21 protein-coding genes are annotated in these 18350 nt (G+C 67.3%); 7 read left to right on the forward strand and 14 right to left on the reverse strand.

Annotated elements, in window-relative coordinates:
• Window positions 1-42: 42 nt before the first annotated feature.
• The 9 genes from STRTUCAR8_RS47145 to STRTUCAR8_RS47185 all read right to left on the reverse strand — a co-directional run bounded on the left by STRTUCAR8_RS47145 (window position 43) and on the right by STRTUCAR8_RS47185 (window position 8181).
• Complete coding sequence (locus tag STRTUCAR8_RS47145; protein WP_006383610.1) at window positions 43-324, reverse strand: helix-turn-helix domain-containing protein; 282 nt, start codon at window positions 322-324, stop codon at window positions 43-45.
• 216 nt (window positions 325-540) lie between these two features.
• A complete protein-coding gene (locus STRTUCAR8_RS47150; RefSeq protein WP_006383607.1) occupies window positions 541-1404 on the reverse strand; it encodes a hypothetical protein in 864 nt (287 codons plus the stop codon).
• Window positions 1401-1604, reverse strand: a complete 204-nt coding sequence (locus STRTUCAR8_RS47155) for a hypothetical protein (RefSeq protein WP_006383624.1) — start codon at window positions 1602-1604, stop codon at window positions 1401-1403. The genes STRTUCAR8_RS47150 and STRTUCAR8_RS47155 overlap by 4 nt, the downstream gene beginning before the upstream one ends.
• Before the next feature lie 80 nt (window positions 1605-1684).
• Window positions 1685-2143 carry a winged helix-turn-helix domain-containing protein gene (locus tag STRTUCAR8_RS51085; RefSeq protein WP_234372454.1) on the reverse strand — a complete coding sequence of 153 codons (459 nt, stop codon included), beginning with the start codon at window positions 2141-2143 and terminating at the stop codon, window positions 1685-1687.
• Between the two features lie 346 nt (window positions 2144-2489).
• Entirely contained in the window at window positions 2490-3875 is a 1386-nt protein-coding gene (locus tag STRTUCAR8_RS47165) for a glutamine synthetase family protein (protein WP_006383654.1), read from the reverse strand.
• Window positions 3875-5395 (reverse strand): amino acid permease, encoded by a 1521-nt coding sequence (locus STRTUCAR8_RS47170; protein WP_044474112.1) that lies wholly within the window; start codon window positions 5393-5395, stop codon window positions 3875-3877. The genes STRTUCAR8_RS47165 and STRTUCAR8_RS47170 overlap by 1 nt, the downstream gene beginning before the upstream one ends.
• Window positions 5396-5463: 68 nt before the next feature.
• A complete protein-coding gene (locus STRTUCAR8_RS47175; protein ID WP_006383655.1) occupies window positions 5464-6468 on the reverse strand; it encodes a hypothetical protein in 1005 nt (334 codons plus the stop codon).
• Between the two features lie 301 nt (window positions 6469-6769).
• Window positions 6770-7492 (reverse strand): hypothetical protein, encoded by a 723-nt coding sequence (locus STRTUCAR8_RS47180; protein ID WP_044474113.1) that lies wholly within the window; start codon window positions 7490-7492, stop codon window positions 6770-6772.
• Between the two features lie 80 nt (window positions 7493-7572).
• On the reverse strand, window positions 7573-8181 hold the full coding sequence (locus tag STRTUCAR8_RS47185; RefSeq protein WP_143666459.1) for a hypothetical protein: 609 nt from the start codon (window positions 8179-8181) through the stop codon (window positions 7573-7575).
• Between the two features lie 448 nt (window positions 8182-8629).
• Here STRTUCAR8_RS47185 and STRTUCAR8_RS47190 point away from each other — a divergent pair, with 448 nt between their 5' ends.
• Window positions 8630-9601, forward strand: coding sequence for an NsdA family TPR-like regulatory protein (locus STRTUCAR8_RS47190; protein ID WP_234372455.1), 972 nt, complete (start codon window positions 8630-8632; stop codon window positions 9599-9601).
• Entirely contained in the window at window positions 9598-10161 is a 564-nt protein-coding gene (locus tag STRTUCAR8_RS47195) for an N-acetyltransferase (RefSeq protein ID WP_006383621.1), read from the forward strand. Before STRTUCAR8_RS47190 ends, STRTUCAR8_RS47195 begins: the two co-directional genes overlap by 4 nt.
• A 431-nt stretch (window positions 10162-10592) precedes the next feature.
• Here STRTUCAR8_RS47195 and STRTUCAR8_RS47200 read toward each other — a convergent pair whose 3' ends face one another.
• A complete protein-coding gene (locus STRTUCAR8_RS47200) occupies window positions 10593-11231 on the reverse strand; it encodes a hypothetical protein (protein ID WP_044474115.1) in 639 nt (212 codons plus the stop codon).
• Complete coding sequence (locus tag STRTUCAR8_RS47205) at window positions 11203-11676, reverse strand: hypothetical protein (RefSeq protein ID WP_143666458.1); 474 nt, start codon at window positions 11674-11676, stop codon at window positions 11203-11205. Before STRTUCAR8_RS47205 ends, STRTUCAR8_RS47200 begins: the two co-directional genes overlap by 29 nt.
• 299 nt (window positions 11677-11975) lie before the next feature.
• Between STRTUCAR8_RS47205 and STRTUCAR8_RS47210 the strand changes: the two genes are divergently transcribed.
• From STRTUCAR8_RS47210 to STRTUCAR8_RS47230, 5 genes are all read left to right on the forward strand, one after another.
• Entirely contained in the window at window positions 11976-12329 is a 354-nt protein-coding gene (locus STRTUCAR8_RS47210) for a DUF6233 domain-containing protein (protein ID WP_006383599.1), read from the forward strand.
• A 41-nt stretch (window positions 12330-12370) separates the two neighbouring features.
• Window positions 12371-13246, forward strand: coding sequence for an ATP-dependent DNA ligase (locus STRTUCAR8_RS47215; RefSeq protein ID WP_006383602.1), 876 nt, complete (start codon window positions 12371-12373; stop codon window positions 13244-13246).
• Between the two features lie 99 nt (window positions 13247-13345).
• Window positions 13346-13576 carry a hypothetical protein gene (locus STRTUCAR8_RS47220; RefSeq protein WP_006383633.1) on the forward strand — a complete coding sequence of 77 codons (231 nt, stop codon included), beginning with the start codon at window positions 13346-13348 and terminating at the stop codon, window positions 13574-13576.
• Between the two features lie 354 nt (window positions 13577-13930).
• A complete protein-coding gene (locus STRTUCAR8_RS47225) occupies window positions 13931-14683 on the forward strand; it encodes a hypothetical protein (protein ID WP_143666457.1) in 753 nt (250 codons plus the stop codon).
• Between the two features lie 325 nt (window positions 14684-15008).
• Window positions 15009-15341, forward strand: a complete 333-nt coding sequence (locus tag STRTUCAR8_RS47230; protein ID WP_006383612.1) for a hypothetical protein — start codon at window positions 15009-15011, stop codon at window positions 15339-15341.
• 960 nt (window positions 15342-16301) lie between these two features.
• Here the strand turns inward: STRTUCAR8_RS47230 and STRTUCAR8_RS55970 are convergent.
• The 3 genes from STRTUCAR8_RS55970 to STRTUCAR8_RS47240 form a co-directional block, all read right to left on the reverse strand.
• On the reverse strand, window positions 16302-17036 hold the full coding sequence (locus tag STRTUCAR8_RS55970) for a zf-HC2 domain-containing protein (protein ID WP_086025890.1): 735 nt from the start codon (window positions 17034-17036) through the stop codon (window positions 16302-16304).
• On the reverse strand, window positions 17033-17353 hold the full coding sequence (locus STRTUCAR8_RS51095; protein WP_059072848.1) for a PadR family transcriptional regulator: 321 nt from the start codon (window positions 17351-17353) through the stop codon (window positions 17033-17035). The genes STRTUCAR8_RS55970 and STRTUCAR8_RS51095 overlap by 4 nt, the downstream gene beginning before the upstream one ends.
• A 254-nt stretch (window positions 17354-17607) precedes the next feature.
• Entirely contained in the window at window positions 17608-18333 is a 726-nt protein-coding gene (locus tag STRTUCAR8_RS47240) for a hypothetical protein (RefSeq protein ID WP_241784729.1), read from the reverse strand.
• Window positions 18334-18350 lie beyond the last annotated feature (17 nt).

Below are 18350 nucleotides of genomic sequence, written 5' to 3' on the forward strand. Positions count from 1 at the left end.
GCGGGGACGGGTCGGGGCAGTGTTCCTTCCGCGCCGGGTGTCCTATGCGACGGTCGGGCCTACAGGGCGGTGCCGTCCGCCGCGCTTGCGCAGTTTTACGTCGGGTGCGTCGACGAGGACACGGTGGACAACCCCGTACGAGCGGTTCGTGCGCCCGGCGATGTCACGGATCGAGCCACCCTTGCCGTACGCACCTATCACGCACTTCTTGAACAGGGCGGCGGCGTCGCCCTTGAGCTGTGTGCGGGGCGGATACGGGATGGGCAGGGGCTGCAGCTCCTGCGCCCACGGTGGCTTCTGCTTCTCGGGCGATGGTTCGAGCATCGGTTTCTCCAGATCAAGGGACCGTGGTTGCTTGGCCCTCCGCACCGGGGTAGGAGGTCGGCAGGTGTCGGCAGGCGGGTCAGATATGGCGGCCTCTGACGCGGTAGCCGCGCTGAGCGGGGTCGGCGAGCGCAGCCAGCGCCTCCGTGACCCTCCGAAGTTGGTAGGGCATGCAGTATTCGGCGAGCTGAGCCGGTGGGACGAACGCCCACGCGGTCAGCTCCGGCTGTTCCCCCCGGCCGTACGGCGGGCAAGGTGATGAGGGTGTCGTCTTCGACGGTGCCGCCGTCGAAGACGAAGTTGATGCCCTCTGCGGCGAGGCCGTCTGGGCTGGCCCGGATGTAGTCGGTGATCAGCAACGGGCCCACTTCCGGCGAGGTTCGTGAGGCGGCCGACTCCGAGGGCGTTCAGTTGGTCGCCGTTCATCACCGGTACGCCGTCGATACCGGTCCAGCGGACAAGGAACGTCAGGGCGGTAGCGGAAAAGGCACCGAATCCGCAGGCGCAGATGACGTTTCCCGCGATCTTCCAGTCGTGGAGCCGCTGGGTGGCCGTGGCAGGAAATCCGGTGCCGATCAGAACGCCGTGGTCCCGGCACACCTCCAGGGCCAGCCACGCCACCACACACCCGAACATCGCCATCCCCAGGTCAGCCCTCAACACGCTGAGTGGGGTAGCGGCCGTGTACATGGCCGCGATGCCGCAGGCGACGGCAGCGGCGCGCTGGAGCAGCCGCTGCCGCTGGGTGACTTGGGTGAGTGTGGTGCGGGCGATCACCCGCCACGCGAGCCAGAAGAACACGATCACGGCAGCGGCGACCTGGGCGGCGACGAACGCCAGGAACACGCGCCGCCCCCACGGCGCGCCGTACATGGCACTGGCCCTCGCCATCCCGCTGGTCACAGGGACCATGGAGGCGAGCAGCAGCAGTCCGGTCACGTGCACGCTCGCGCGACGCACCGACAGCTGCGGTAACGGGTCGACGAGTTCGATCCGGGGCGTGCCGGCGGGTATCTCCAGGTCCTGCCAGCCAATGGCCAGGAGTATCCGTTTGGCCCGTGCAGCGATGTGCGCGCTCATGCCAGCTCGCCGGGGAGGAAGGCCGCGAAGGCGTCTGTGTCGTAGGCGGCAAGGTGCGTCCACGGGTTGCTGCTGGAGCCGAATCGCGCGGTTTCTTGAGTCAGGTCGAACAGCAGGTGCAGGATGACGCCGGCGATACGGTCGGCACGGCCGGGGCGGTGCTCGGGGTACTGCGGGACGAGGTGGATGAGATCGGGCATCCGCAGAAGATCTTTCCTATGGCTTGATGTGGGCTGTGGGCTCTGTGGCTTCTCGGCCGCTGCCGGGGTTGGTGGAGGCGCTACTGAGGGGGGTCCGGTGGGCTGACCCACGTGCCCAACGTGTCGGCGTCGGCGCGTTCGAGGACGCGCTCTTGCCGGAGCGTCTTGAGCGCCTCGTGGACGGTGGATGGGCTGACGCCGAACTCCTGGGCGAGCGACCTGCCGGGAGGCAGTCGCTTTCCGCGTGGGTAGGTGCCGTCACTGATGCGTTCCCGGATGACTCGCTCGACGAAGGGCTGGAGGTATTCGCCGCTCGGCCGGTGTGCGGCGAGGCCCTGGGTAACGGGCTTTCCGCGCGGGCGTAGGACTCCCGCCTGGTCAAGGGCGGTGTACACCGATGAATACGAGCGGGCGATGACCTCGCTGATGCCGCGAATAGTCCCGCCGGCCTGGTAGGACTGTGTGACCAAGGCCCTGAACACCTCGGCGTCCTGGCCGGTCAGCCACACGCCCGGTGTCCAGGCAGGCGCCTCCTGCAATATCCGCCTCCACTCCGGGAGCGTGCCGGGTGCCGCGCTGCGCTCTGTATCCGGCTGCCGCACAGGACCGACGGATTCCTCGACTGCTCTCACAGGCGTGTCCTTCATGTGTGGGCTTCGCTGGCCCCCTTCGTTCCCCGGCCACCGTCAAGGCCCGGGGAACGAAGGGGGGTGGTGTCCCGCCGCCGAGCGAGGAGTAGGGGCTTCGGGCTCATCGACGGGGCACGGGACCTGCGGGCGGCAGTGGACTTCAAACGGGGCTGCCGCCCGCAGGAGTCATACGGAGGGGAAAGCGGGGTGCACCCGCGAGACGCCGGCGGCGAACTGCCCGGGATGAGGGCGGGGTTCAGGCACGGAGGAGCCCCCGCTCGCGGTCGATGTCGGTGACCTGGCCGCGCTCTGCCGCGATCTCGATCTCGGCGGCACGGGCGTAGTGGTTGACCACGCCGGGGCCGAATGCGTGCCGGGCGAGGTGGCTCTCCCGGAAATCGGTCAGCGCCTCGTCGAGGGTGCGGGGTATAGGGAGCGGGTCGAACGCGGTGTAGGCGTCGCCGGTGACTGGTGCAGGCAGCTTCGGGCAGTTGTTGAGACCGTGGTTGATCGCCGCGATCGTGGCCGCGAGAGCGAGATAGGGGTTGGCGTCGGCGCCCGCCAGCCGTACCTCCAGCCGAGTGTTCTCGCCATGGCCGGCGATACGGACGGCGCAGGTGCGGTTGTCCACTCCCCAGGTGTAGAGGGTGGGGGCGAAGCTGTGGTGGGCGTATCTCTTGAGCGAGTTGGTGGTGGGCGCGTACAGCGGTACGAGGTGCGGCAGAGCGTCGAGGAGTCCGGCCACACCATGCTGGAGGAGGTCGGGCAGTTCGCCGCCTGCTCCCGGGGCGAAGAGCGGTCGGCCGTCGCGCCACAGGGACACGTGCAGGTGCAGGCCCGAGCCGACGCCGGTCTGTGGCGCGGCCATGAACGTGGGCGTCATCAGGTGGCGGGCTGCGAGGTGGCGTACGGCGTGCTTGTGGACGGTGTAGGTGTCGCAGGCGCGGACCGGGTCCCCGTAGGGCCAGGTCACCTCGATCTGGCCGGGGGCGCCTTCGGTTTTGATCGCTTCGACGGGGGAGCCGGCCTGGGACAGGGCGTCCTGCAGGTCGTGGAAGAACGCGCTCAGGGCCGGCGGGTGGTCCAGCGCGTAGTCCAGGTTGTGGGGGGATACGGGGGTCAGCCCGCGGTATCCGGCCTCGCGGATCTGGGCCTCGGTGCCTTCGTACAGCACGAACTCGCTCTCGATACCGACCTTCGCCGTCACCTCGTGCTTGACGAGGAGCCTGAGCTGCTCGCGCAGCATCTGGCGGGGGGCGACGTCGAGGTCGCTGCCGTCAGGGCGCATGGCGTCGCCGTGCACGAGGACGGTGCCCGGCAGGTAGCTCAGCCGCCGGATGGTCTTCGTGTCGGGGACGACCTGGAAGTCGCCGTATCCGGTGTGCCAGCCCGCAAGATTGAAGCCCTGCACCGGGTTCATGTCGACGTCGGTGGCGAGGATGTAGGCGCACATGTCCGGGCCTTCGGGGAGCTGGGCGAGGAAGTGCACGGCGTCCAGGCGCTTGCCTTTGAGGTGGCCCATCATGGCCGGCACGCCGAGCATCACGGTGGTGATCTCTCCGCTGGCCACGAGGGTCGTGAGCTCTTCGGCGGTGAGCAGTCCTGCGGACTGCTGGTCGTGCTGGGGGTTATGGCTGGTCATCAGATCACCCGGCTGGAGAGGTCGGCCTGCTGGGAGGCGCTGCCGAGTGTGGGGACGTGGTAAGCGCGGCGGCCCCGGGTGATCCACATCAGCTGAGCCAGGGCCAGGACGACGAGCAGGGTGATGCCAGCGTAGTTCATCGTTGCGAAGGTGACCGGAGCTGTCTGGGGAAGGATGAAGACGCCGGTGATGAACACTGCGTAGACCACGGCGATCCAGCCGACCGGACGGCGCCACTTGCCCAGGGTCCACGGACCGGGCCGGTAGCTGCTGCCCTTGCGCAGCGCGAGGAAGACGGGAACGGCGTACGCGGGCGTCATCCCGACGGCGTTGATCGCGGTGACCGCCGAGTACGCTGCGGGTGACCACAGGACCGGCAGGGCCAGGACAAACGCCGACCCGACCGCCAGCCACACGGCGGGCACCGGGGTCTTCGTACGGCTGTTGACCCGCCTCCAGGTCGCGGAGAACGGCAGCGCACCGCTGCGGGAGAACGCGTAGACCATCCGGCTGGTGGCGGCGGTCTCGGCGTTGCCGCAGAAGAACATCGCCACCATGACCACCAGCAGCAGGAGTTTGGCCCCCGTGCCGCCGAGGACGTCGAGGAAGATTTGCGCCGGGGCGACACCGGTGCTGGTGTTCTGGGTGCCTGTGTAGTCCTGGATGGAGAACAGGAGCCCGGCCAGCAGGACGAATCCCGCGATCCACGAGACGTAGATGGCGCGGACCATGCCCTTTGGAGCTGCGTACCCCGCCTGTTTGGTCTCCTCCGACAGGTGCGAGGAGGCGTCGTAGCCGCAGAACGTGTAGCCGGCCAGCAGGGAGCCGACGAGGCACACGATCAGCGGGCTGGAGATGCCGGTGTCGTTGTTGAAATGGGTGAAGACCCACTCGGCCGACTGGTGCGGCGCCGGGGCCAGGTACAGGGCGCCGACGATCACCGTGACGCCGCCCAGCTGCCACCACACGGAGACGGAGTTGAGGATGTTGACCACGCGGATCCCGAGCGCGTTCAGGCAGCCGTGCAGCAGCAGGATCACCGCGAAGACGGTCATGGTCGCGCCGGCGGTCGGCTCCACACCCCATTGGAAACTGGCGAACGCCATGGTGAACGTGGCGCAGCCGTAGTCGATCCCGGCTATCGCGCCCAGCAGGCCCATCAAGTTCAGCCAGCCCGTGAACCAGCCCCAGCGGGGGCCGCCGAGCCGGTCGGCCATGAAGTACATGCCGCCGGAGGTCGGATAGGCGGAGGTGACGTCCGCCAGGGACAGGCCCAGGAGCAGCACCATCGCGCCGATCGCGACCCAGCTCCACATCATGACCGCCGGACCGCCGGCCCCCAGACCGAAGTTGAAGAGGCTCATGCATCCGGCCAGGACACAGATGACGGTAAGGGAGATCGCATGGTTTTCGAACTGGCTCATCCGGCGGGCCAGTTCCTGGGGGTAACCGTGCGCGGCCAGGTCGGCAGCATCGTCCAACTGCGCGTGAGCTGCTCTTTTCGAAGACACCGAAAGCATTCCTCTGCTCGGAAGGGACACAACAAGGTGGTGTGGGACGGCGTGCCACTGCGGGGGTGCCCGGCTCTTCATCCGCGTGCCGGCTCCTTCCTGAGCGCGAAGGCGCGGGCCCGGTGGAAGTGGTCCTGCCACGGCGCGCTCTCGCTGACCTGAGCCCACGGCGCGGCAGTGGCGTACGGGCCGATCTCCCGAAACACCTGGCCCGCCAGACCCGGCAGCCCGGCCTTGACCAAAATGCATGCCAGGTGGTTGAGATCGGCCAGCGAACGAGCCGGCCGCTCATCCGGGGGAAGGTTCTGGATGGGGTAGAACCAGTAGTCGCGCGCCTTTCGGGCCATGTCCTGAACGGCCTCGCTGGTCCAGTACCCGATCGGCCCACGGCTGTGACGGGTGCCCGCCTGCCGCTGCCGCCGGTAGTCCTCGACATACGCGTACAACGGCAACACCAGCAAAGACGACCCGACCTCGGCGTCACGCGACACCCACCGGGCAAAGCCCAACGCCCCGCTACCGCGGGCGTGCAGACACTGCAGGACCCGGTGATGGGCCTCCCTGCTGTACGGAGGATCGAGCTGGTTCGCCCAGTCCAGCAGCTTCCACGGACCCGCCGGCAGCAGAGAGTCCGCGGCCGGCTCCCAGTTGTCCCGGTAACGCCGGTAGCGCGGGTCGACGTCCAACTGCGCAAGCGCCAACAGGCACACCACCGGCACCGGGTCCACCGGCAGCCGCTCCCGGGCGACCAAGCAGGCCTGGCGAGCGGCCTCGGCAGCCCCAAGACCAGACCGCTCACCTCGGAGATCCAGCGCCCGCTGCGTCAGGACCCGGGCACGCATCATGACCGCGTCCCCGTTGCCGGGCTCCTCCTGGCACCAGGCGGACACGGCGTCGCCCTGCGCCGCGTACAGCGCCAGGACCTGACTGCGCGACGTACGCAACGCCCTGTCGCGGGCGGTGGCAGCCAGCAGATCCCGGGTAGACAGCCACCGCCCCAACAGGAGATCTTCCAGGGCAACGCGCAGCGCCTCGTCGGTGCCGGCCGGATGGTGGATCAGGGGTATGTCAGTGGGGGACATCGACGCGCCTCCGAGGTGTACGGGCGCCTGCCGTAGCCGGACCGGCAGTCCTGGTATGGGGGTGTAAGGGGGCCTTCGGGGGCATGGGGGCCTTCAGCAAGGGGGAGGTGGAAGACCGCCGCACCACAGCACGGTGGCCGACAAGGGGATTACGGGTGCGGGTGCGAGGCCGGCGCAGGGAAGTAGCAGGGCCAGGCGGTGGCTGTCCGGTCTACCGAGGAAGAGGGACGCATCCGTGCCTGAAAGGTCTTTCCGCCTCCCGGGACGTGTCGGCCGTCCCACTGCACCGGGCCGAGCCAGATCACTGACATGCCGGTGCGCTCGCATCCGAGCCAGCAGTCACCGGTGACCCATTGCCGCTCCACGGGATGCCCCCCTTTCCTACGGCGCCGCCCAGTTCGGCCAGGTCGACGACCGTGACGTCCAAGAGGGTGGCGGCCAACTGCCCGCCGACCATCCACTTCACGCGCCAGTCGTCGAGGGGCACGACCTGCTTCTTCTCGACCAGGACCGGGAACGGTCCCTCGCTGCGGGCATAGACATCGCCGTACACGCAATCGACCTCAACCCGGCCGACCCGGACGGCGACGACGTTGTCCTGAAGGTGCGTGCACAGCCGCGCGGCCAGAGGCGCGCACCTGAGGCACAACGGCGGGTGCGTCGTGATCTCCTCCTCGGGCCAGCCCTCCACGTCCCGGTTGTCCTCCAGCAGCCACAACCGGCCCAGCTCGTTCACGTCAGAGGGACCGCCGCACACCTGGCACAGCAACTTCCACATCGCGCGCTTCTGCCGGGGCGCGTGCACCACGTTGAACTCAGGTTTCCCGTCGCCCCGGCGCAGCGCCCACCGCATCCACAGCACCCCGGCCGTGTCACGGCCGTGGGCGTGCCCGTTGGGGCCGAGCCCGTCCACGAAGGCGATGCCGTCAGCGGCGGTGACGACGGTTGGCTCCGGAAGGTGCTCGTTGCTCCACGCGGCGATGTAGGGGACGGGAAGGTTCTTGTACGTGAGGAGTTCGGTCATGTCTCTCTCGCGGTGACGGGGCAGGGAGTTGGAGGGCGCCGACCGTGCGCGACGGGGGACCACGCGCGGCCGGCGCCGGTCTATGCGGCGGGCGTGGGCGCCGGGTTGTCCGTCGCCGCTTGCCGGAACCGGGCGACCGCGACGAGCTGGGACACCCTGTCCGGGACCGCGAGGGCACCCGGGCCGTCCATCGGGACGCACCAGTACGAGCGCACGCCCTCCGGCTCGGTCACATCGGGCCTTGGCACGCCGAGGAAGGTGTTACTCCCGAGGAACTCCGCCTTCGGGGCGAGGCGGGCGGTTTCCCACTCCTGGCGCCGCCCGGTGCTCACCGGGACGAGGACGTAGTACCACTGGGAGAACTGGTCCGTGAACACGGGAGCACCGTGCAGTACCTGTGCGAGGAAGGCGTCGACCTCTGCGGTGTTCTCCGTGGCGGCCGCAGCACGTACCAGGTCAGTCGAGAGCCGGACCGCGCCGAAGATGCCACCGCACCGCAGGAGCGCGATGCCGTTCCTCTTCTCCCACGCCGCCCGGGCCTCCCTCATGTCCAGAGCTGCCGCCAGGAGCCAGGTGCTGGCCGCGAACTCACGGTCCTTGCGGGAGTGCACGAGTACATCGGCCGCGGCCTCCACGGGGGCACGTACCTCATGGGGGCTGGCGGATTCTGCGTCTCTGGGGTGGGGCATGGGGACTCCCTGGTCCACGGTCGTGCTCGTCTGGGTACTCAGACAACCGCCGTACCGCTGCTGTGGGGATGCCGTATCGACCCGGGGTTGCCCGCAGGCACCCTGCCGTTTTGGCTATCTCTTTACTCTTCGGATTGGCGACACCCTCTAACGTTCTGTTATGTCGGGGACACGGAATGACGCGCTCGCATCATGGATGCTGGCGCACGGAATGCTCGTCAGGGAGCTAACTTCCCTGGTCAACACGGGAATTGAAGACCTGACAGGCCGTTGCGGAACGGTGAACGAGAGACACATCTTCAAGCTACTCAAAGGCGAACACCGGTCACCCAACGCCCTGTTGAGGACAGCGTTGGAGAAGGCCACAGGTGTCCCAGCCGCAGAGTTAGGCTTCGTTCCCCGGGGGAGTAAGAACTCAAGCCCTTCCCCCGCACCTGAGGACGACCCCTTGTATCGCCGCACTTTCCTCGCCGCAGCCACCGCCGCCGGCGCTTCACTGACCGCCCCTGCCGCCTCGCAACGCCGACTCGGATCGGACGACGTGGACCGGATGAACGCGAAGTTGGCGGCTGTCGTCAGCATGGACAACAAGTACGGCGGGACTCAGGAACTCCAACGGCATGCGGCCGGGCTCGCCGAGGAGACGGTGCGCATGCAGAACACCCACACCGCTTCCAGCCGCATCCGGTCCGAGCTGTACGGCGTCGCGGCAGCGTTCACCGCGAGCGCCATGTGGGCCGCAATCGACGGCCGCCGCCTGGACCAGGCAGAGCCGTACCTCAACCAGGCGGTCACCCTCGCAGGGCTCGCCAACAACCGCCCCGTGCTCTTCCGCGTATGGGGCCACGCTGGGATCATGTACCGCCACCTCGGCCGACCCTCCGACGCCATCGCTGCCGGTGAAGCGGCGAGGGCCACGTCCGTCACCCGAAGCGACCCGGTGTACGCCTCCCTCGCGCTGGCACGACTCGCGACCTTCCACGCCGACATCGGGGACGATCGCAGCGCCATCCGCACGATCGGCCTCGCGCAGGCCAGCTTTGAGCGCGCTGACCAGACGAAGCACCGCCCACCGTGGATGGCTTTCTACGACCAGGCCGAGCTGGACAGCCTGGCCACCTTCGCCTACCTGCGGCTCCGAAGGTGGGAAGACGCCGAGCGTCACGCGCACCGATGCCTCGCGGGCCTGCGGCCGGAGCTCGAACGAAACCGCGCCCTGACGTACGCCAACCTGGCGTTGGCCCAGCTCGGCCAGGGCGACATCGAGCCGGCCGTCACCGCAGCCCGAAAGGTACCGGCCGGGATGGCGTCGCAAGGGCGCGTGAACGTGCTCCTGAACGATTTCACCACCCGTCTCACGGCCGTAGCGCCACGCAGTTCCGAGAGCACCGTGTGGCTTGAGCATCGGAGGGCAGCATGAACGGCACGATCACCTACCGCCGGACCAAGGACGTGGAGGAGATACGGCAGCTCATCGTCGACATCCACGTGGAGGTGCGTGGAGAGTTCGGGCTGATGGACCGGCCGTTCTACCACCGGGACCGGTTCGACGAACGGCTGACGGCGTACTCGTCCCGCCCCGGCTGGGAGGCCGTCGTCGGGTACCACGGGGAGGACCCGACCGGGTACGTCTTCGCTGTGCCGCTCGGTGAGAACACCGGATGGTGGTCCGCCGAACAAGACCCGCACCCTGACGAGTACGTGGAGGAAGACGGCAGGCGGACCCTCGCCCTCAACGAGATCCTTGTCCGCAAGCAGTGGCGGGGTGCCCACGGTCAGGGCGCCGCCAGGGCCTTGCACGAGGAGCTACTGTCGCAGCGGCAGGAGCAGCGCGTCACTCTGCTCGTCAACCCTGCACTGTCCGACGGGCGCCTCAAGGCCGTCTACGAGTCCTGGGGATATAAGCAGATCGGCCGTCAGCAGCCGTTCGACGACTCGCCGGTCTTCGCGACGATGCTACGAGACCCGCTGCGCCCGTAGTCGGCGCCCGTACCGAGAGCACGGCTACGCCCCGGCCAGGTCGAGCGGCCGGGGCGTAGCGGGGCGGGGATCAGATGTCTTCGGCGTACCGGTCGATGTCGGCGCTCAGCTCGGCCACCGTGGTGTAGCCGCGCACCTCCACCGGCTGCCCCTCCTTCCAACCAGCGATGCCGAGGCGGGGGCGTCTGTACTGGACCAGGGAGGGGCTTCCACGCCTGCGCTTCCATGGGTTACGTCTCTCTCTTCTGCGCGCAGCGGTTAGAGTGCGGACGCTTCGGGGATCGCCCTAGAGGCTGTCTCCTTGAAGTGGCGGTGAGCTGGTGTCACCGGCACGGGGGTGAAGCAGCTCATGGGTGCACCACGAGAACGACCAGCACGCGGAAGCGCGACTCTGCGGCAGCGCCGAGTCTCGTCCGGCCAGTTACTGTCGATCAGCCGTGTGTCGACCCATCGAAGTTTCGGTTGAGGCCGTGGCATCCCGCGAGGCACTTATCGCAGCTGAGCCTCACTCCCGGCCGAAAATTCGGCCCAAGAGCAGCACGCAGCTCGGTAGATGTGCCGAGCGACAGGCTGCCGAAGCGCGCATCCCGGAACCTCGGGTTAGCTACGAGGGCCACTGCCAGGATCTGGGCCTTCGTGATGATGACGAGGCACTCACGGCCTTCGTACGACTCACCGGGGATGTGATCGCATTCGTCAGGATCAAGTCCGCAAATCGAGCACTCCCACTCGTCCACGCGTGTCTCCACGCTAAACCCGACCCGAAGATGCCCAAGATCAACTGGACACTCCCGGTAGTAGACGCCGTCTCGGTAGGCCATGGTGCAAGCCTTCGGATAGCCGCGCCTCAGCAATCCGCCTACCTCGTCCAGCAGCTCATGAGCTCGGTCGAAGAGGGCAAGGTCGTGCTCTTCGGAACGGTCCATTACCTGCCGCAGCTCCCCCCTCAGCCGCCGCAGGATCTCTAGTGCAGCTGGATCGGGGTGGCGTGCAGCTTTGGCCTGCTCAAGGTCGACCTGGCACTGCTGGAAGACTTCGCTCTCATCCCTCGGGGAGCTGACGGCGCTCATCCTCAGAACCCCACCTCTCGATCCTGGTGATCGCTTCGAGGACCGAGGCGGCCGGGCCGTCCAGCACCAGCTTGGTGGTCAGGTCACCCTGCCGGGTTACCTCCACGTGCAGAACGGGGGACGGAACAGTCACCTCTTCGCCGGACGAATCGCCCCTCCTGAGGATCTTCATCGTCGCGTAGGAGGAGACCAAGCCAGTCAGCGTTGCGATCAGGGTCTCTTTCCCGACGTCCCTGGCGAACTCAATGATCGGCAACCAGAACTCGGCGGCGTCGTGGGTCAGGTAGGTGCGATCAGGCTTCTCGTCCTCGAACTCGACGGTCAAGCCAGCGGCTCGGATGAGCTTCGCCACCCTGATCGCTTCGTACGGGTAGTTCCCGGGGACGTCCGAGCGGGACACGCTCGGCAGTCCGGCAACTCCGCGCCTGATCAGCACGTCAGCCAAGGTCAACCCCCTCAGTTTTCTTCTCAGTTGTCATGATTCCACAACAGCCGGGGTGGCCCCCGTCCGCTTGCGCGGTAGACGTTAGGCGGTGCAGGTCGGCCTTGATTCCGTCAAGGTTTGTCGTCAGCCATGTCCCTAAGAGTGAATCTTCAGCCTGATCGATCTGCGTGGACGGATGAAGGAAAAGCAGCAGGTCAGAGGGTCTACAACCTTCCCCGTAGAGGTTGTGCGATCACCCAAAGGACCTGCGGAACCACCTGCAGTGAATCTGGCGCGAAATCGCCTCTAGAATCGAACGCATGACCGACAAGCCGTCTCGTCTTGAGTTGCTGTACTTCGCGCGGCGCGTGATCGTGCAGCAGGCGCAGACGAGTCTTGCCCAGCTGGATCGCTGGATCTCGGTCGAGAAGGAGCGGGAGGCTGCGCGACGGAGGGCCGAGGATCGACGTCCGCCTCCGCCCGAATGGCTGCTGGAGCGGGGTATCGGCGCCGAGAGCCCGCCCGCGCTGATTCACCAGGGTGGGTGCGCCATGGCGGACGGCGTCCGGATCCAACCGATCAGCGAGGGCCAGGCGCGGAGGGCGCTGTACGAGCATGTCGAAGCCTGCCCGTTCTGCAATCCCGATACGGCGCTCCACTTCGTCCCGGAGTAGGCCGACGGGCGGGCGGCCGTTCGTGGGCGGAGGCTGATCACGTGGAGTTCCCCGTGGAGGTCGCGCTGGCCGAGCTGGCTCCCGTGCTGCCAGCCACACCGGGATGGTGGTACGAAATGAAGCTCGACGGCCACAGGACGGTCATGTGGCGTACAGCCGAAAGCGTGCGTCTGCAAGCGCGTTCCGGGCGCGACGTGACGGCCACGTGGATGGACATCGCGCTGCCCGGGATGGACATGCCGCCCGGTGTGGTCCTGGACGGTGAGGCCGTTGTCGTCGTGGACAAGCGGATCAGCTTCGAGGCAGCGCAGTCCCGGGCGGCGTCGGCGCCCGCGCGGGCCCGCCAGCTGGCCGAGCAGCACCCAGCCCTGTACATCGTGTGGGACGTCCTCGCCCTGCCGACAGGGGATGTTCGCGGGCGACCGTACGTCGAGCGGCGCGCGATGATGCTCGACGTGCTCGCCGGGCTGTCGTCGCCGTCACCGATTCAGGCGGTGTCGGCGACAGACGATCTGTCGGTGGCGCAGGATTGGTACGACTCGCTTCAGAACACGGGCGTCGAGGGTGTTGTCGCGAAGCTCGGAACGTCGCCGTACCGGGCAGGGCGCGCCTCATCGTGGAAGAAGATCAGGCACACGGAGACGACCGACGCTGCTGTGGTCGGCTATACGGGGCCGGCGAAGCGCCCGAAGGCGCTCGTCGTACGACTGCCCGACGGGCGAGTCCGGCTGACCCGGGCCATCGGTACACAGTTGGCCGCCCAGGTCGCGGCGCAGCTGCCCCTTCCTGAGTCGAGGCGCACGGCCGCCGCTCTGGGAACGGGTGAGGTGTACACAACCGTGGTCGTCGATCTGATGGTGGAGGTGCTGGCCGACACGACCCGGCACGCCGTCGTGTCGGTGACGCGGTTGCGGTGAGCTATCCACAGGTATTTGTGGTTATCCACAGGCCGTCATGCGCTTCGCCGCTTCGCCGTACATTGCTGCCTCAATGATCACGATGCACGGGGGTGCGCGATGACGTACAGGGTCGATCTTGCGTTTCGGGTGGAGGAGTCGCTGGCCAACCTCCCGGGCAAAGGCCAGCAGGAGATCTTCGAGACGATCGCGGCGGCCCTCGTCCGGCCGGACTCTTGGCCGCCACCTGGCGGTCGACACGGCGCGTTCTACTGGGGGCCGCGGTCGTGGGTCGCGTTCGCCGCGTACCTCGACGGCATCGAGGTGTACGACATGGGTTGGGCAGGCTGAACAGGCCCCGCCGCCCCTGGGCGGCGGGGTTCCCGCTACCTCAGGTGCTGTTCAGGGTGATGCACTGGCACGGCTGCGGTTCGCCGGCACGTCGACGGGGGCGAAGGGACGGATCAGGGCGGTCTGTAGCCCCGTTGGAACAGAGCACAGCTCGTGCTCGCGTGGTAGGCGCCGCTCGTGTCGGTGGTGACGACCTGCAGTTGGCTGAACCGAGAAGAGGCTTTGATGAGGCGTAGCGACTTCGGCCGGTACCTGTACTGGTCAGACCGGAAGATCCGCCACATGGCACGGGACAACGGGCTGTCCCTGCATCGGCCCTGGTACCCGACAGCAGTCACGTCTCCCGGAGAGGTCATGGGCGTCCCGCTGCCGCAGGTGGAGTTCGCTCCCACGCAAGGGCAAGACCAGAACCGGCAAAAGATCGCCCGGAAGCTACTCAAGGCTGTCGGCGCCCAGGCCACCGTCACCTTCGGCGAGCCGCCGCCGGTCCACTTCGCCCAGGGCGTGGACCAGGTCAACATCGCCTGGTATGGGGAAGGCCCCGAGCGAGACAAGGGCACTCTGCTGCACGTACGCACTCACAGCACGGCCGGGGAACAAGTCGACCTGGTGCTGTTCGGCAGTATGGATAACCTCGCCGACTTCCGGCGCTCCGAGGTCCTTGAGGCCGGATGGTCCTCGTCGGCGTGGACGGCGGTCTACGAATTGCTGCAAACCCGCGGCACACGGAACTCCTCCCAATGGGACGACCCGGAGTCTCTCGCCGTGGAAGTCCTCAAGATCGCACTTGCACAGGGAGACCGCCCCGGAATGGACCATGCAAACAGACCCTGGACACGCGGCTACACCCTCGGCCACGCACCGCAGTGCGAGTGGTTCGCCGAGATCTTCACGGACGTGGTGCTGGCCCCGGCACGCTGGAACTTTCAGGCGGACGACCCCCTGAACGGCGCCTCCCGGATCCTGGTCGGTGCACCGGTATGGGTGCGCACCGCCAGCCCCAGGTCAGTGGTCCGCTACTCCCGTCTGAGGCAGAACGCGTCCGGGTCTCCCCGCCGTTGGCAGAGGTCCTTGTTCCGACCGGCCCGGAGCCAGCAAGAAGGGTGAGTTCCCTCGGCACGGCCCTGGGAGGGGGTACGGGCAGGACCTACGAGGATCAGCGGCCGCCCAGATACCCAGTGTCTCCACGTCCCTTGAACAGGTCGGCCCACCGGATCTGGGTGAGCCTGAGACCCAGCAGCCGTTCGGCGCGGTCGCTTTAGGCAGGGCAGCTGCGGAAGTCGGACAGATTCGAATACTCGTTGCCAAACTCTGGCGTCGGCCTCTGCCAGCAGTTCATGTGAAGCGGGTGCCGCCCGCGACTGCACAGGTGCTCCCAGCCGGCCCACCACGCACCGGCATCCCGTCCTGGACCGAGGACGACGCCCCACCAATGATCGAAGTCATCGCGAAGAACGTCGAGTCCATCATCACGACCCTCAACGTCAAGGGTGGATACGGAAACAACGACTTCGTGAACCAGGGGCCGGCAGAAGTAGACATCGCCGAGTTCGTCAAGCAGATCAAGATCCCGTCGGTCGACCGCCAGGACGAGAACGGACACCTCATGCAAGCGGCAGAGTACGACGCACGGATCGAGATGATCAGGAACGTCTTCTGGGAGCGCCGACAGGAATCCGGAGAACGTCGCGTTCAGCGTCGGCACCTTCGACTACGAGCTCGGCAACCCTCCCTTCTACAAGGAGGCGGAGGCGAAGCCCGCTGACTTCGAGGACCAAAGCACAAAGGCGGCCTGCCGCAGGTCATCGACCAGCCAACGTTCTCAACGTCGCGGAGAAGCCATGACACACGCAGACGAGCGGGTGCGCAAGGTGACCATGCTGCACGCAGGCGGCAAGCTCCACGAGTTCTGGTGGCCCGGCAGCGATGTACGCGCAGAAGGTAGTCGCCAAGGACTACTTGTAGGAGAAGGGCAAGGTACGCATCCGGCACCTAGCCACGAATACGCATGTCACGCGCCCTGTCGGAGATCAGCGGTGAAGCAGTGCCGTGGTTCATGGACTCACGTTCTGCGCTGCCCCTAATCGCCGACCGAAACGGACAGGACGCTGATCAAACGCGTGTTTACGCAGGTCAGCCCCAGTGATGCCGTAGGGAGCGCCGTGTGCGAACGACTCCGTGTGACCGGCTTCACCATCGGGCGTGTCGGGGTGCCGAGCCATCCGTAGTTGTCAGTACCACCCGACACAATGGTTCCCGGCGGCCTTTCGGTGCCGCCGCCTATATGGCGGCGGCCCCCTGCTCACAACAGGAGGCCACCGACTTCGACAGCAGAAACGGACGACCTGAGGAGGTCACCATCTCCACCGAGAACGAGCCTACGGGCTCCCACTGTCAAAGCAACTCTGACCAGCACCTAGATGGCCCCGCGCTCGGCGAGAAGCCGCAGACCAGGCGGCCGAGCCCCGCCCGGATGCGGGCACGCCGACTGCTGGATACCGCAAGCGACGAACTCATGCGCCTGGCAGTGAAGGCGTCCGTGACCGGCGTGCTCGCGGGGGCGGCCTACTGGTTCGAGCGCCGCTGACCCGGGGCCGCCTGGGAGTACCCGAGGTGCTCTCAGGCGGTCCGCCTTGCCAGGACTACAAGATGGGATACGTGGCCAACCGCAAGGTCGTCACTTTCCGCTTCGCCCGGTCGCGGGCTTCAAACTGCTTCGCGCCCGCTACTCGCCCTCCGGTTGAGCTACCTCCGCCAACTCAATCCCACGCACTCGCTGGAGCCAGCGGACCAGAGCGAACATCGCAACACCGCAGCCGCCGGTCCAGCCCCACCCTTCCGTCAGGAGGGTGTGAACCCCGTCGTGTTTCGCGATGTAGAGCACGAGCAGCGCCGGTGGGACACCGGTGAAGGATTCCCGACGGTTTCGCGTGGACAGGATCCAGTCGATGGGACGCCACAGGCGACCGAGAGAGTCTCGAAGAACGAAGCGGATAGCGGCAACAAGGAACCCAAGCGCATACCGCCGCTGCTGCAACGGCGTGAGGGACACACCGTCCTCCGCCCGGCCATCGAGGTCAGCCAGCCACGCGGTGTGCATGTCGCGGCGGTCTCCAGCGATCTTGGCCGCCAGGGAGGCCCAGCGTTCTGCATGTGGCTCTCGCGCCGGCTCGGCTGGCGGCACACGAACCAACCACTTCGAGTTCTCCGTGCCGCCGAGGCGATATCCGGTTGGGACATCTTCGTTCCTCACCATCCTCGTCGGCTCCACCTCGGTGATGCTCTTGAAGAGCCTCTTCACGTCGGCGGCTTCACCCTTGCAGTTCGGGCAGGTTGCCACGTGCGCGAGCACCCTTCCCCGGGCGCCTTCCCCGAGCTCTCCTTCTATCAGGTTTGCCAGGCGATCACCGAGGCGGCTCTTCCGTAGCCACGGCCGATCATTGCTTCCGGACGTCGTCACGCCACACCGCCTGTGGGTCGGAGGCCGAATCGGGCGCGGCGCGCATTTCGGACTTCCAATGCTTCCAGCGCCTGGGCCCGCCCAACGTTCGTGAACTCGTAGAAGCGTCGGGCCGGACGCCCCGGGTGGGCTTCCTCCTCGTTCCAGCTCCTGAGCCAGCCGCGTTCAAGGAGACGGTCGAGAATTGGGTAGACGGTGCCGGGGCCGAGGTCGGCGTCGCGGCAGATGCTCAGGCCCCACGCAGGCGCGTCAGGCTTCACGTTGAGCAGCACCCCCAAGACCGCCATGGTCGGCTTGGTAAGCCTGATATTGGTCATGCCTGCAATGAAACCATGTATCGAGTACGAGCTACAAGCGTGTATCGAGTACGAGCCTCACTTTTCCAATCCTGCGCCCGTACACCGACGCTGCCCCGCTCGTCCGCCCGCGCGGCTGTGGCGCCGTGAGGCGCGGGGCCGTGGACGATGGCGCCCTGGTTGACCTCGGAGATCAGGCCATACACGAGGATGCGGAGGCGTCGATGTGGCCGGGCGAGTCCGGGTCAGTGGATATCCACGTCGTCCACTCCCGCTCAAGGTCGGTGAACAGGCCCCGCAGTCGCACCGACGTCTGGCCGCGCGCCGAAAGCACGTCGGCAGCGGGGATGGGAGATCGGCCACGCCCCCGCCTCTTCAACCGTCCGGAGTGTGCCGTTCGCCTTGTCGGTGTCCTTGTGGCTGGTCCAGCCGCAATCGGCGCCGTCGAACACCTCCATCCACTGCACACCCGACTCACGGGCACGGTTGAGGGTGCCCGCGTTGTAGGCGACCGCGCTCTTGGCGAGCGTCGCAGACTCCGCCCACGCCCGCACCGGTACGTGAGCCCCGTTTCGATAGATCACGGTCCTCAGCTGATGCTCGACGGCCAGCCGGTCCGCCAACCCTTTCGCGGCCTGCAGGGCGGTGGTGTTGCCCGCGGCCAGGAGCGGCACTTCACGGCGTGCGGCCTCCCGTACCGCCCGATAGAACTGGGCGGCCATGCGCTGCTCCTCTTCTGAGCGGCGCAGGAAGTCGGCGTAGGAGTCCGAGGCCAGCGACTGCAGGGCTTCACGGTGGATGAGCGTCCACGAGAATTGCCCGCCGACGGTGCGGGCCGCGGCGCGCGCCCCCTCCTCGTACAGGTGGGGCAGTTGCCGGGCAACGAACGCTTTCGCTTCGGTATCGACGCGCCGCTGAAAGTCTGTGATGGCGGCCTGGAACTGGGCGAGGCGGTCGGTGACCATCCGGGAGCGGCTGTTGTCGCCGATCGCGTCGATCACGGCGGACTGCTCGGCGG

Origin of the sequence: Streptomyces turgidiscabies Car8 (assembly GCF_000331005.1) — a bacterium.
Lineage (GTDB): Bacteria > Actinomycetota > Actinomycetes > Streptomycetales > Streptomycetaceae > Streptomyces > Streptomyces turgidiscabies.